The organism is Archangium violaceum, assembly GCF_016887565.1.
Classification (GTDB): Bacteria; Myxococcota; Myxococcia; order Myxococcales; family Myxococcaceae; genus Archangium; species Archangium violaceum_B.
In genome coordinates this window covers 10354950-10368911 of record NZ_CP069396.1, presented here as the reverse complement: position 1 = coordinate 10368911, position 13962 = coordinate 10354950, and the positions used below count along the sequence as shown (strand labels likewise).

The 13962-nt window shown below is 67.4% G+C and carries 13 protein-coding genes; 9 read left to right on the top strand and 4 right to left on the bottom strand.

The window, feature by feature from the left end:
- Positions 1 to 76: 76 nt before the first annotated feature.
- Complete coding sequence (locus JRI60_RS41225; RefSeq protein WP_204221522.1) at positions 77 to 235, bottom strand: hypothetical protein; 159 nt, start codon at positions 233 to 235, stop codon at positions 77 to 79.
- A 221-nt stretch (positions 236 to 456) separates the two neighbouring features.
- Between JRI60_RS41225 and JRI60_RS41220 the strand changes: the two genes are divergently transcribed.
- Positions 457 to 981 (top strand): YdcF family protein, encoded by a 525-nt coding sequence (locus JRI60_RS41220; protein WP_239470895.1) that lies wholly within the window; start codon positions 457 to 459, stop codon positions 979 to 981.
- Positions 982 to 1215: 234 nt separating this feature from the next.
- Positions 1216 to 1752: a peptide-methionine (S)-S-oxide reductase gene (locus JRI60_RS41215; RefSeq protein ID WP_239470032.1), complete on the top strand. Its 537-nt coding sequence runs from the start codon at positions 1216 to 1218 to the stop codon at positions 1750 to 1752.
- Positions 1753 to 1835: 83 nt separating this feature from the next.
- Here JRI60_RS41215 and JRI60_RS41210 read toward each other — a convergent pair whose 3' ends face one another.
- Complete coding sequence (locus JRI60_RS41210; RefSeq protein ID WP_204221519.1) at positions 1836 to 2870, bottom strand: DUF2381 family protein; 1035 nt, start codon at positions 2868 to 2870, stop codon at positions 1836 to 1838.
- A gap of 149 nt (positions 2871 to 3019) precedes the next feature.
- On the opposite strand from JRI60_RS41210, the gene JRI60_RS41205 reads away from it, so the two are divergent.
- The 3 genes from JRI60_RS41205 (at position 3020) to JRI60_RS41195 (ending at position 6195) form a co-directional block, all read left to right on the top strand.
- Positions 3020 to 4756, top strand: a complete 1737-nt coding sequence (locus JRI60_RS41205) for a serine/threonine-protein kinase (RefSeq protein WP_204221518.1) — start codon at positions 3020 to 3022, stop codon at positions 4754 to 4756.
- 117 nt (positions 4757 to 4873) lie between these two features.
- Positions 4874 to 5824, top strand: coding sequence for a DUF2381 family protein (locus JRI60_RS41200; protein ID WP_204221517.1), 951 nt, complete (start codon positions 4874 to 4876; stop codon positions 5822 to 5824).
- 197 nt (positions 5825 to 6021) lie between these two features.
- On the top strand, positions 6022 to 6195 hold the full coding sequence (locus tag JRI60_RS41195; protein WP_239470031.1) for a hypothetical protein: 174 nt from the start codon (positions 6022 to 6024) through the stop codon (positions 6193 to 6195).
- Position 6196: 1 nt separating this feature from the next.
- Here the strand turns inward: JRI60_RS41195 and JRI60_RS41190 are convergent, their stop codons facing one another.
- Positions 6197 to 7108, bottom strand: coding sequence for a LysR family transcriptional regulator (locus tag JRI60_RS41190; RefSeq protein WP_204221516.1), 912 nt, complete (start codon positions 7106 to 7108; stop codon positions 6197 to 6199).
- A gap of 134 nt (positions 7109 to 7242) precedes the next feature.
- On the opposite strand from JRI60_RS41190, the gene JRI60_RS41185 reads away from it, so the two are divergent.
- Together JRI60_RS41185 and JRI60_RS41180 are read left to right on the top strand one after the other, a co-directional pair.
- Positions 7243 to 8865 (top strand): hypothetical protein, encoded by a 1623-nt coding sequence (locus JRI60_RS41185; RefSeq protein ID WP_204221515.1) that lies wholly within the window; start codon positions 7243 to 7245, stop codon positions 8863 to 8865.
- Positions 8865 to 9869 (top strand): NAD(P)H-dependent flavin oxidoreductase, encoded by a 1005-nt coding sequence (locus JRI60_RS41180; RefSeq protein WP_204221514.1) that lies wholly within the window; start codon positions 8865 to 8867, stop codon positions 9867 to 9869. Before JRI60_RS41185 ends, JRI60_RS41180 begins: the two co-directional genes overlap by 1 nt.
- A 94-nt stretch (positions 9870 to 9963) precedes the next feature.
- Here the strand turns inward: JRI60_RS41180 and JRI60_RS41175 are convergent, their stop codons facing one another.
- Complete coding sequence (locus tag JRI60_RS41175) at positions 9964 to 10611, bottom strand: glutathione S-transferase family protein (protein WP_204221513.1); 648 nt, start codon at positions 10609 to 10611, stop codon at positions 9964 to 9966.
- Between the two features lie 106 nt (positions 10612 to 10717).
- Here JRI60_RS41175 and fabG point away from each other — a divergent pair, with 106 nt between their 5' ends.
- Positions 10718 to 11500, top strand: a complete 783-nt coding sequence (gene fabG, locus JRI60_RS41170) for a 3-oxoacyl-ACP reductase FabG (protein WP_204221512.1) — start codon at positions 10718 to 10720, stop codon at positions 11498 to 11500.
- Positions 11501 to 11686: 186 nt separating this feature from the next.
- A complete protein-coding gene (locus JRI60_RS41165; RefSeq protein WP_239470030.1) occupies positions 11687 to 13939 on the top strand; it encodes a sensor histidine kinase in 2253 nt (750 codons plus the stop codon).
- The last annotated feature ends 23 nt before the right edge of the window (positions 13940 to 13962 follow it).

Sequence of the window (13962 nt, the reverse complement as noted above, 5' to 3'; positions counted from 1 at the left end):
CCAACGAATCATCCGGCTCAGGGCGACGCGGTCATGGAAGCCCATGGTCCGCGTGTAGAGCCTGGTCCACCGATGCTCAGGCCGACCGATGTTGTGCACGAGGTCCGCGTCCGAGCGCCTCGACGGCCGCGCGGCGCTCCGGCGTCATCGCCACCGGCGAATGGAGGAGCAGGCTCCCGTCTCCGAGACGGATCACCGTCATCGTGGAGGTGAGCTGCATTCCGAGAGCGCTCATGGGCGCGGCGCTCAACCAGATCCCTTCGGCGAACGGTGTCAGCGGGCTTTCGGACACGGCTAATGCCGTGCAGATGCCTCCACCTCCCGGTGCGGTGTAGGGTTGGGACGGACCCATGATGGGCTGACAGTGAGTTCTGGCAGCCTACCCTGCTTACGAGAGCATTCTCTTTGCGGACCGATTTGTCTCCAGACGAAATTCGCGAGATCGCTGACTACGTGATGCCGATCACGCCACTCGAGCCGGCGGAACTGGTGTTCGTTTTCGGCACTCCCCATCACTGCGAGTCTCTGGCCGACGCTGCCGCGGACCTGTGGCGGACCGGTTTGGCCCGAAGGATCATCGCAACGGGAGGGCTCACTGGAAGGCTCATGGAGTCGGAAGCTGGAGTCATGCGGCGGCTGCTCGTGGAGCGCGGCGTTCCTGACGAGAACATCCTCACCGAGGAGAAATCGACCAACACGGGGGAGAACGTCGAATTCGCAATGCCCATCATCGAGCGCGCATGGGGCTTGGAGAACATCGGTAGCGTCATCGCGGTCACCAAGCTCTTCGCGGCTCGCCGGTGCCTCATGACCCTGGAACGCTACTGGCCGTCCGTGAAGAAGATGGTAAGAGCTGTCAATTACTTCCGGACCCCACGAGAGCGCTGGAACGAGGATCCCGAACTGAGAGTTCGAGTGCTCCGGGAGCGTGAGAAAATACCCCGCTACCTCGAACAGGGCTTCCTCCGCGAGCTTCGCTGAGTGCTCATCCGTGGCGAGGTGAGGAACAAATGTAACCTCGAGCCGGGTTCATCCGTAGAAGCAGGTGGAGGAAACGCCATGAAGCCAGCCCCGAACGCCGAAGCTCCCGCCACCCGGCTCCTGCCCGTGGACGCAATGGCTCCCACCCGCGTGGAGACGGCCACCCTCGCGTTGAGTTGATTCTGGGGCCCTGACGCCCGGTTCGGGCGTCTACCTGGAGTCATCCGCACCCGCGTGGGCTACACCGGCGGCTCCCAGCCGGCTCCGATCTATGAGCGGCTCGGGGACCACACGGAGTCCTTGCAGATCGACTACGACCCGGCGCGGATCTCCTATGAGACGTTGCTGGGCGCTTTCTGGAAGGACGCGGATCCCACCGAGCGGCCCTACAGCCGCCAGTACATGGCCGCCATCTTCTACGCCGACGAGTCGCAGAAGCGGTGGGCGTTCGCGACCGCGCGGCAGGCCATGGCGGGAAGGAGCGGGCCCCTGCTCCTTCCCATCCTGCCGCTGGCCACGTTCTACCGGGCCGAGGACTACCACCAGAAGTACTACCTCCGCCGGTACACGGACCTGATGCGCGAGTTCAGCGCCTACAGCGAGCGCGAGTTCGAGGACTCCACCGTCGCGATGTGGCTCAACGCATGTGTCGACGGCCAGTTGAAGCTGGAGGGGGTGGCGGCCGAGCTCGAGCGCTTCGAGCTGTCGGAGGCCGACCGCCGGCGGATGCTGAAGCTGGCCCAGGTGGCCCTGGCGCATCGTCGGCGGTGAGGCCGCGAGCCGCCCATCCCCAGCAACAGTAGACTCGAACGGGGCTTCCTCCGCGAACTCCAACGCCGCTGAGAAGCTCGAGCTCAGGGCCTGGTGGGCGGCTCGAACGTGATGCCTTCCACGCGGATGCGGCGCGAGCCGCCGTCCTTCTCGAGCGCCTCCAGCACGAAGCGCTCGGTAGGGGAGGGCGGCGTGTCGATCACGAACGCCATCAACCCGTAGGGGCTGGAGTTCTCTCCATCCTCGGCGACGGCCGCCCGGACGAAGCGCAGGGGCACTGTCTCTCCGGTGGCCTCCCGCCGCAGCGCGTGCTCGCCCAGACGCCAGTGATGCTTCGTGTCCACGTTGAACATGGACACGATCAGCACTGTCTGTATGCTCGATTGATAGGCCACGCTGTTGGCCAGCATCCCCAATGCGATGCCGCCAGATTCCACTCCATTGATGGTCAGCTTCCCCATGGGCTCACGGCGGTGGAGGAAGGACGGCATCTTCGGCGGCCCGCACGTGGAGACAGGCTTGCAATGGTAGACGACCGTCCCTGGCTCGGCTCCAATCCGTGGCGTCTCCTGCTCCTGGGGCTCGCAGTCGAGACGACCCTGGCTCAGGATGTCCGCCTCGTAGTCCAGGGCGAAATCCGCCAGGGTTTTCGCCAGCATGTTCTTCGACTCCTCCGGCGAGGGAGGTGGGCGCCGGTGGAGCTTGATTCGGATGTCGCCCGCTTGATGGCCGCGCACCAGGGTCAGCTCCACGCGTGAGCCGTCCTCGAAGGCCACGGACAAGGGCAGCCGCTCGCCGGGCTCCAGGCTGCCCGTGACATCGAGCAGCAGCAGATACCGCCCCTGCTGACTCATCTGGATGCGCCCCCTGGCTCCCGTGAGGGTGGTCCGCTCCAGGTCGAGCGGGTCATCGACCTCGAGGCTCGTCAGGACTCCCTCCGTCACGCGGACCTCCTTCTGCGCGGCGGGGGGATTCTCGTGGAGGTTCAGCTCGCGCACCTCCGGCTTCCATCCCTCTGGCAGCTGGGTGATGGCCAGAGCCGGACCGGTGGTCAGCAGCAGGGTCGTCAGCAGTGGGAGCAGGAGGGCGGCGCGGAGGATGCGAGGAGATGGATTCATGAGCATGACGATTCCCTAGCATATCTGAAAAGTCACGTCACGAATCCAACCGCGGAAGTGGTAGGGTGTCCGCCCGTCATGCATCTCCTTCCCTGGACATCCAACTCTTCCGGCTCGCGCGCGGGCCACCCGCTTCGTGCGGAGGCGCCATGAATGCGCTCGAGACGCCACCGCTGCCCCCGGGCACGCGCATCGGCGCCGACGTGGTGGAGGGCGTGCTGGGGGCGGGCGGCTTTGGAATCGTGTACCGGGTGCGTGGCCCCGAGGGCTACCGCTCCGCCCTCAAGATGATGCCCCTGGCTGAGTGTGAGGAGCGCGCCTGGCGCGAAGCCACCATCGGGGCGCGCCTGCGGCATCCCAACCTCGTGCGCCAGCTGGGCGCTGGTCAGTGGCCCGACACGGAGCCCCGCTTCGTCTGGCTGAAGCTGGAGTTGGTGGAGGGGCAGCCGCTGGACGTGTACGCCTGGGAGCACGACGTGGACTCGTGCTGGGTGGTGGACAGGGTGCTGGAGGTGGCGCGTGCGCTGGCGGTGGTGCACGAGGCGCAGGTGGTGCACCGAGACGTGAAGGAAGCCAACATCCTGGTGCGCGAGCGTGACGGGCAGGCGGTGCTGTTGGACTTCGGGGTGGGCTACTACGCGCGGGCGCCCACCATCACCCAGGGCCTGTTTCCCCCGGGCACGCCCCAGTACCGCAGCCCCGAGGCGTGGCGCTTCGGCGAGGAGAACGCGGGAGTGAAGGGCGTGCACTACCGGGCCGGGCCGGGGGATGACCTGTACGCGGTGGGGGTGGTGCTCTACCGGCTGCTGACGGGGCGGGACCCCTTCCGGGTCGATGCGGAGGGGAGGGTGGACATGGAGGCCGTGCTGCACCGGGCGCCCTTGCCACCGCACATCGTCAACCCGCGAGTGCCTCGGGTGGTGGAAGAGGTGTGTCTGCGGCTGTTGGAGAAGACGCCCGAGGCGCGCTACCCGGGTGCCGTGGCGCTGTGCGAGGCGTTGGAGGCGGTGAGGTCCCGGGCGGACGAGTCTTGGAAGGTGCCACTGCGCGAGAGGGCACGCGCGGCCGGCGAGCGGCGGGCGCGCGGGGCGTCGCGGCGTGTGGCCTGGGCGGGCGTGGGGTTGGGACTGGCGCTGGGAGGCTGGTGGCTCGCGCGCTCCCCACCCGGTGTGTCGCGCGCCGGGTCTCCAACGCGGGAAGCCAGTGCTGGCCAGGAAGTGGCGCCCCCGGGGCCGGGGCCGGAATCTGCACGGGCCGCGGCTCCGCCTCTGGAGGAGTCCACCTCCGCGGCCGTCGCCCCGTCGGCGGCGCCCCGAAAGGACAGTGCCCCCGTGAAGAAGCAGAAGACGACCGGCCCCCAGCGGGAAACGCGGCCCTCGGACCTGGGAGCCGCCGCGCGCAACGCGTGCCTTGGCCTCACCGGCGCCGCCCTTCAGGCCTGCATGAGCGCACAGCAGCAGGTGCCTCCAATGCGCCCGCTGCCTCCTCCCCAGGAGTGTCCCGCCGGAGCCGTGGACACCATGACCCGCATGCTCGGTCTGCGTGTTGGAGAGATCTCATCCGTCGAATGGTCCCTGGTGCGGGGCAGGTCCGTTCCCGTGCGTGAAGACACTCCGGTCTTCGTACCCGGCCACTGGAGGACGCCCTCGGGCCAGCTCGCATTGCCGGACGAAACCCGCATCTCCGGGAGGCTCTACATCGGGGAGGGGCGTGTGTACGGCCGCTTCACCGAGGCCCATACGCCCAATGGGGAGACGTACAAGGTGTGCCTGGAGCTGCTGGATACAGGTGACAATGTCGGCCTGGAACTCAGGCCCGGCAGCGGGTCGGGGATCATCCTGGTCGACCCTGTCGCACGGCTCAGGGTGGTGGACCGCTTCGAATAGGACCAGCTGGGGATGTGGATGGACGAGGCCAGGCGTGGCCCGCACACTACCGGGTGGGAAGTGTGGTAGAGGCCCACGTTTCCGGTCTGGTCCGCGCTCCCTGGAGGTCTTCGCTCCGTGTTCGCCCTGTCATCTGTTGCCCTGCTGGGGCTCGTGCTGCTCACCGCACCACCCGTCGATATCGCCTCACGGACTCCGCTTCCCGTTTGCGAGGTGGGCACGCTCCACATCGAGCTGATGGCGGATGCTCCAGGCAAGGCGGGTGAGGTGTGCATCCATCCGGGACTGTCCACCACACTGGTCTTCGACTCACAGTTGGGGCGTGTGGAACTGGCCGGGCGGGAGCGGTGGTTCCGCGTGGTGTTGCAAGGAGAGAATGCGCTCACGCTCATTCCCACGGAGGCGCTGGCGGTTGGGGAGCGCGTGCCAGTGACGGTCTACTTCCTGGACGAAGCGGCCCCCATGAACGCCACCCTCGAACTGGTGGTGCACCCCACCCAGGCCCAGCGGCAGGTGGAGGTGACACGCCATCCACGCACGCTCTTGTCCTACCGGGAGGGCGAGCAGCAGGCACGAGCGGAAGTCCAGCAGTGCCAGGAAGAGAAGGCACGGCTCCTGGCGGAGTGCGGCGATCGGGTGGGGCTCACGGTTCTCATCGACAAAGGGCTCATGGGCACGGGGGGCATTGTTTCCAAGGACATCTCCAGAGACGTCACCGCACGTCCAGGTAGCACGCTCAGGAGTGCGCAGGCTTACAGCTACCGCTCCGACACCGAGCGTGTGGAGGGGGCGCTGAAGGTGGTGCGGCTGGCCGTGCGGATGGAACTGAGGAACATAGGGCAGACGCCCTGGCGGCCCGCGGGTGCGGTGCTGACGGGCCCCGAGCACGTGGAGTTGAAGGCTCCTGGCGTGTGGTCGCGAGAGCCCATCCCGCCGGGAGAGAAGCGCCTCGTCGTGGTGGAGGTGGAGGCGACGGCGAGAGAGGCACGAGGAATCTTCACCCTCGAGTTGCGCGGGGAAGATGGCAGCGCCAGGAGCGAGTTCTTCGAGGGTGTGACGTTCCCGTAGGCGCGTGCCCATGAGCCCATCGTTCTTGCTGGAGTAGGTTCTTTCAGGAGTGCTCTTGCAGGAAAGGAAGGAGCACCTTCCGGTCGCGGTCCGGACGAACTGGTCTGACAGTCAGACCAGTTGCTCCCGAGCGCGACCGGGACCTCCCTCCTGAAAGGACTTACCCCACCAGGCTTGGCTCCCTGGCGGTGCGGCGCATGCTCATCGTGGAGAAGGACGCGCTCCTCAAGGCCTACCAGCGAGGCGTCATCGGCAAGGAGGCCTTCGAGCATCTGGGGGCGGAGCTCGACGAGCGGCGCGCGAAGGTGAAGGACCCCGAGGGCCATGTGCCCCTGGAGCAGTCGTCGCCCTCGCTGCCCGACGCGGCTTGACTCATCGCATCCAGGCGTCCCAGGGAAGGGGCTCGGTGATGCGCTCGACCAGGAAATCGACGAGGGTGCGGACCTTGGGTGAGAGGTAGCGGCGGGTCGGATAGACAGCGTAGAGGGTCAGGGAGCGCAACGGGTACTCTGGCAACAGTCGGATGAGGCGGCCCTGCTTCAGGTCCTCGCCCACCTGGAAGGTGGGTTCCATGATGATGCCCCGGCCCGCCAGCGCCGCCGCGCGCAGCGTGTCTCCGTTGTTGGTGGCGAGCGGGCCCTCCACGGAGACCCGGATGCACCCCGATGGACCCTCGAATTCCCAGGTGCCGGGCGCCGCGTCGTAGGTGTAGCACAGGCACTTGTGGCGACGGAGATCCTCCGGTGTGCGTGGCACCCCATGACGCTTGAGATAGGCGGGCGCCGCGCAGACCACCAACCGCGCCGGGGCCAGCGGCCGGGCCACCAGCATCGTCTTCAACTCATGGGTGATGCGCAGGGCCAGATCATAGCCCTCCTCGACCAGATCCACCTGCCGGTCGGCGAGTGACAGCTCCAGCTTCACCTCCGGATAGCGCTCGAGGTAGTCCAGGAACAGGGGCGAGAGGTGTTTGATGCCAAAGGACACTGGCGCCGACACCCGCAGCAGGCCCTGGGGCCGCCCCGCCGTGGAGGCGATGGTCAGCTCCGCCTCGTCCAGGTCGTTCAAGATGTGCGTGCACCGCTCGTAGTAGCTCCGCCCGCTGTCGGTCAGGTACAGCCTGCGCGTCGTGCGGTTCAGCAGCCGTACTCCCAGCCTCGCCTCGAGATCGGCCACCAGCCGCGAGGCCGCCGTGGCGGAGATGCCCAACCGTTGAGCTGCCCGCGAAAAGCCATCCAACTCCACCACTTTCGCGAACACCCGCATCGCCTGAAAGACATCCATCGGCACATTCTCCCGTTTTTCGGAAGAATGATTCCACCAAATCCCCGTTTTTCGTATCCCTGTAACAGATGTATCGGTTCAACCCTCGGGAGCTGGCCGCTGACCAGGTCCGGCGCCCCCACGAGGAACCGAGCATGCGAGCTGCATTGGGACACCTGGACACCCTCTCCCGCGAGCTGGAGGGACATCCACTCTACCGTTGGATTGGCGACCCTCAGCTGAAGGACTCGCGGCGCCACTATGACTGCTTCATCCCCCTGTTCGGCTTCGTGATGTCCTTTCCCTTCTACAACGAACGCTATCTCGCGTTCCGCGAAGACACGAGGGCGCCGGGGCAGGACACGAAGCTCGAGGACACCATCAACCACCATGTCCAGGAGGACCGGACGCACGCGCGGCTCTTCCTGGCGGACTTCCGCGGGCTGGAGCTCGACGAGCTGTGGGGTACCCGGCATGCCAGCGCACTGATGTGGGCGCTCTGGGTGTCGCCCCTGCTCGACCCGGGACGTGCCGTGGAGAGCCGGCGCATCCAGGAGGTCGTCGGTGATGAGGCGGTGGCGCCCACCTACCGTTACCTGCATGTGGAGCAGCTCGAGAAGGATGGCAACCTGCTCTTCTCCGCCACGACGCGCCAGGCGGTGCGGGTGAAGCAGCAGACGGGCATCACCCCGGTCTACTTCGGCATGCACCACCTGGAGCGGGAGTCGGGACACGTGGGAGGCTCGGAGCTCGAGCCGGTGGCGTTCTCGGCCGAGCAGACCGAGCGGGCCCTGAAGCTGGTGGAGCGCAAGCATGCGCTCTCGGTGGAGATGAACGACTTCATGCACCGCTTCGTGCAGATGGCGGAGGAGGCCGGTGGGCCGGAGCCGCTGCTGTCGCGCGAACGGCGCGAGCGCATGAGGGGGGTACGTGAGCAACTGGCCGAGTACCAGGCCGGGCGGCTTCCGGCGCCGACGTGGAACCCCCGGCCCGAGAGCTTCACGGAGCAGGGGGAGCTCATCGCCGCCTGGCACCGCCACCACGCCGACTTCGTGGGCCACCCCGTCTCCGCGCTGCTGCGCGAGGCCCGGGGACCGGAGGCGGTCTTCGCGTTGCGCTGTGCGGCGCTGCTGTTCGCCCCCCGCATCAGCGCGCTGCATGCCTTCTACCTCCAGGACTGTCGGGTGGCGGAGCCCGCCACGGGACCCGGTACTCCCACGGTGGACTTCCTGCGCCGCGCGTTCTCCACCGAGGCCGAGCTGTTCTTCCATGACTGGGAGGTGCTGGAGATGGATGCCCGCATCCCCTGGACGCCCGCGAAGCTGCTCGAGTGGTGGTTCTTCGACAAGGTGTACGGCCGGCCGGAGATGGAGGCCCTGCACGAGTTCCGGCGCGAGACGCTGCGCCACCCGAACGATCCTCTGCTCAAGTACTGGGCCCTCATGTCCGTGCACCTCATGTCGCGTGCCTTCTTCGGCAACCTGCGTGCGCTCACGGAGCGCTTCGCGGTGGACCACCCGGCGAGCCCGCCCCTCGTCTATCTCCAGGGAACACACCACCTGCTCTACGGCCAGATGGCGCCGGACTGGCGGGAGCCCACCTGCTCCACCTCGCTGGCGCACCTGCCCGCGACCGACGCGCAACGGCGCGCGGTGCTGCGGATGATGGAGGCATTCGCCGCGTACGGCCGCAAGCAGTTCGACAACCTGGCGCGTGCCCTGAGCACGGATCGCGAATGTTTCGCCTTCCTGGGCGAGGAGTGGAGGAGGATCCCGTGATGAGGACCCGGATCACCGAACAGTACGGATTGGACGTTCCCATCATCAGCGCCGGAATGGCCTTCGTGGCGGGGCCTCCGCTCGCGGCCGCGGTGAGCAACGCCGGAGGATTGGGCACGCTGGGTGGGGCGATGCTGCCGCCCCCAGCCCTGGGCGCCATGGTTCGGGCGACCCGGGCGCTGACCGCGCGCCCCTTTGGCGTGGATCTCATTGGCGACTTCGTGGAGGACGCCCACGTCGAGGTGCTGGCCGAGGAGCGGGTGGCGGTGGTGGTGTTCTTCTGGACGTTGCCCCGGCGCGCGCACGTGGAGCGGCTGCGGAGCGCGGGCACGCGGGTGTGGCTCCAGGTGGGCTCGGTGGCGGAGGCGCGCGACGCGGCGGCACTGGGAGTCGATGCGATCATCGCGCAGGGGGAGGAGGCTGGTGGCCACAACCGGGCGGAGGCGAGCACCTTCGCGCTGCTGCCAGCGGTGCGGGCGGCGGTGGAGCCCGTGCCGGTGATCGCCGCCGGGGGAATCGTGGATGGCCGGGGTCTGGTGGCGGCGCTGGCGCTCGGCGCGGAAGCGGTGTGGTGTGGCACCCGCTTCCTGGCCAGTGAGGAGGCGCAGGCCCATGACGAGTACAAGCGCCGGGTGCTGGCCGCGGGAGTAGGGGACACGGTGCGCACGACGCTGTTCGGCCCCGAATGGCCGGGCCAGGCCATGCGCGTGCTGCGCAACCGCGTGGCGCGCGAGTGGGCCGGGCGGGAGGCCGAGGCCCTGGTGCTGCGGGCGACCGAGCCCATCGGCCATACCGAGATGGGAGGTCAGCGCGTGCCCATGCCCCGGTTCTCCGCGCTCCTGCCCACCGTCCAGACCGAGGGGGACTTCGAGGAGATGGGCCTGACGGTGGGCGAGGCGTGCGGCAACGTGCACGAGCTGCGCCCGGCGGCCACCCTCGTCGCGTCGATGGTGGCGGAAGCCCACGAGGTGCTCGCCTCGCTCGGTCGGAGCGTGGGCAGGTAGTCACGGGCCCCGGCGGGAGCCGTCCTTGCGCTCCGGCGTATCGGGTACGGGCCTGCCGGGGCGCCCATCCGCCGTTTCCTGCCTGCTCGAGTCGTCAGCGCTTGCTCGTGCCGCCGATGTTGGCGGTCCCGGCACGCTGAAGGGCGCGCTGATAGGCGGGGCGGGCGTGCAACCGCTCGAGATAGGCGCCGAGGTTGGGAAAGGATTGAAAGGTTTCCAGGGCGCCCGTGGGCCGCGCTGCTTCCAGAACGAAGCTCATCTGGATGTCGGCGGCGCTGAAGCTGTTGCCCACCAGGTAGTCCCGCTTCCCCAGCGCTCCCGAGATGTAGCCGAGGTGGTTCTTCACCTCGCTGGAGATGCGAGGCATGAGCGGCGCGCCCGCCTCGCCTGTACGTCCCACATAGAGGTTGAGCATGAGGGGCAGCATGGCCGAGCCCTCGGCGTAGTGCATCCAATGCACGTAGTCGTCGTACTCGGCCGAGTCCGGCGCGGGCGCGAGCCGCCCCTTCCCATGGCGGCGCACGACGGAGTCGATGATGGCTCCGGACTCGGCGAGCACCCGTCCATCGTCCTCGAGGAGCGGGGACTTGCCGAGCGGATGGATGGCCTTGAGCTCGGGAGGCGCGAAGCCCGTTTTCGGGTCGCGCGGGTAGATGACGAGCTCGTAGTCGAGCCCCAGCTCCTCCAGGAGCCAGAGGATGCGCTGCGAACGGGAGTTCACGAGGTGGTGCAGTTTGAGCACGGGGCTCCTCCTCCTGGATACGCGAAGCGTCCGATCACAGGCACTCCTCCTATACACTCACCCGGAACACAAGAACCTGGAGTACAGGAACCGGAGGAAGCGCATCATGTTGGCGGAATCGCTCAAGGGGAAATCGGTCATCGTCACCGGCGGCAGCAAGGGCATCGGCAAGGGGATCGCCCGGGTCTTCGCGCGGCACGGTGCCAAGGTGCTGGTGGTCGCGCGCGATCTCCAGGCGGCCGAGACGACGGCGCGGGAATTCGTCGCGGCCGGTGGCACCGCCAGCGGCTTTTCCGCCGACGTGACCCGGTTCGAGGACATGGAGAAGATGGCCCAGGTGGCGGCCGAGCGTCATGGCGGAATCGACGTGCTGTGCGCCAATGCCGGCGTCTTTCCACAGGTGAAGATGGAGGACATGTCGCCGGAGACCTGGGACGAGGTGATGGCGACCAATCTCAAGGGCACCTTCCTCGCGGTGAAGGCCTGCATCCCCTATCTGAAGAAATCCGACCAGGGGCGCATCGTCATCACCTCGTCGATCACGGGCCCGGTGACCGGCTTTCCCGGCTGGACCCATTACGGCGCCACCAAGGCCGGGCAACTGGGCTTCATGCGCACCGCCTGCATGGAGCTCGCGAAATACCGCATCACGGTCAATGCCGTGCTGCCCGGCAACATCGTGACCGAGGGTCTCCAGGCACTGGGCCCGGAATACATGAAGGGCATGGCGGCGGCGGTGCCGCTCGGCACGCTGGGCGAGGTCGAGGATATCGGCCATGCCGCCCTGTTCTTCGCCAGCCGCGAGGCCGGCTACATCACCGGCCAGACGCTCATCGTGGATGGCGGTCAGGTCCTCCCCGAATCGCAGGACGCGCTGGCGCAGATGTAGGGGTCTGCCTCTCGCTTCAAGCTGGGCGGGCACCTGGGGGGAGCCTCGTGCTCTCGGAGACTGGGAGGCCGATGACGGGAGCGCTCCCTGGGAGGCTCATTCCCTCGGGCTGGACAGACACTGGACAAACCCTGGAGCGCATGGGGGGGAAACATCCCGCTCCGGTAGGGGTTGAACCATCTTCGCATGGCAGCTCCCACACTCCGACCCTCTGCCTCCCTGGCCCGCTCGACCCTCATCCAGATGGGCGTGCGCATTGGCATCGTCATCGCCCTGACCACGCTCGCCAGCTACCTGAACATGTTCCACACGCTGCGCGAGGACGCCATCCAGCAGCTGGCGCGGCATGTGGCGGAGCGCAGTCAGCGGGAGCAGGCCATCTTCATGCTGGCGGAGGACAACCATGCCCTCCTCCGGAAGGCGCTGGACGAGCGCATCCGGGCCTGGAGCCAGAAGGATCCAGATCCGCTCTTCGACAGCCTGTTCACCCCGTGGCCGGATGGCACCGTCCGCACCCGCGCCGAGGGCTTCGACGGGACGCGGATGGCGAGCGTCTTCGTCCCCCCGGGCGTGAAGCTCGATACGGAGCTCCGCCGCCGCATCCTGGCCGCCTACGAGGTCATCACTCAGTACGGGCCCGCCTTCACCGCCCGCTTCACGGATACCTACGTCACCCTGGTGGAGGGACCGGTCATCACGTTCTGGCTCACGAGACCCAATTGGGCCCTGGAGCTCCCGACGGACGACCCGACACTCGAGTACGAGTACTACACCATCACCACTCCCGCGAAGAACCCGCTGCGGCACACGGCCTGGACCGGTAACTACCTGTACTCCCCCACCCAGAACTGGTTGGTCACGGCGAACACTCCGCTGGACATGGATGGGCGCCATGTCGCGTCGTTCTCCCATGACATCCTGCTGGATGAGCTGTTGACGCGCTCCATCAACGACCACCTGCCCGGCACCTACAACCTGCTCGTGCGCGATGACGGCCAGCTCATCGCTCATCCCGCGCTGGACATGCGGGGCGCCACCATGGGCTACGACATCCTGGGCACCGCTCCGCCGGCCGGTGGGGTTCCCCCCCGGCTCGCTTCCGAGGAGGAGCGGGCCCACCTGCGGAGCCTCTTCGAGAAGGTGCGCAATCGTCGGCCCGGTGAGGTCATCCTGGAGCTCCCCGAGTATGGCGAGTACATCGCCGTGGCCCGACTGCAGGGGCCGGATTGGAACTTCGTCACGGTGCTGCCCAAGAGCGTGGTGACCGCATCCGCCATGAGGTCGGCGCGCTATGTGTTGTTGTTCGGCCTGGCCTCACTTCTGCTGGAGCTGGTCATCATGTACCAGGTGCTCCGGAACCAGATCTCCCAACCGCTGCTGGCGCTCACCCAGGCCACCCACCGTGTTGCCTCCGGTGACTTCCAGGTGGCGCTGGACACCTCGCGTGAGGACGAGCTGGGACTGCTGGCGGGTGCCTTCCGGACCATGGCCGACAAGGTCCAGCAGCGGGAGGAGCAGTTGCGGCAGGCCAACGAGGGACTGGAGCAACGCGTCGAGGAGCGGACCCGGGAGTTGAAGACGGTCCACGGGCAGCTGGTGCAGACGGCGCGGCAGGCGGGAATGGCGGAGATCGCCACCAACGTGCTGCACAACGTGGGCAACGTGCTCAACAGCGTCTACACCTCCTCCCAGCTGGCGCGGGACAGGTTGGGCGAGCTGCGGTTGGAACACGTGAGCAAGGTGGCCACCCTGCTCCAGGAGCACCAGGCGGACCTCCAGGTCTTCCTCACCCAGGACGAGCGCGGGCGCAATGTCATGCCCTTCCTGAACAAGCTGGGACAGAACCTGTTGAAGGAGCGCCAGGAGATCCTCACCCTGCTGGAGGATGTGGGCCGGTACACGGAGCACATCGGCGATATCGTCAAGGTGCAGCAGAACCATGCCCGCACACCCCGGCTGAACGAGTCCGTCCACCTGTCGTCGCTGGTGGACGATGCGCTGCGCATCAACGCGGCCGCGCTCACCCGTCACCAGGTGAAGGAGGTCCGGCAGCTGCTCTTCCTGCCTCCCTTGATGACGGACAAGCACAAGGTGCTGATGATCCTGGTCAATCTCATCAGCAACGCCAAGTACGCCATGGATGCGACGCCAGCGGAGCAGCGCATCCTGACCGTGAAGCTGGAGCTCCCCGTGCCCGATCGTGTTCGCATCGTGGTCCAGGACAACGGCATGGGCATCTCCCAGGAGCTGCTCACGCGCATCTTCCAATACGGCTTCACCACCCGGACGGATGGACACGGCTTCGGCCTGCACTCCAGTGCCGTGGCGGCCCAGGAGCTGGGGGGCTCCCTGACGGTCCACAGTGACGGGCCCGGGCGTGGCGCCACGTTCACGCTGGAGCTGCCCTATCAACCCATCGAGGAGGCCTCTCCAGCATGACACCGGGCGCCACCGTTGCTGAC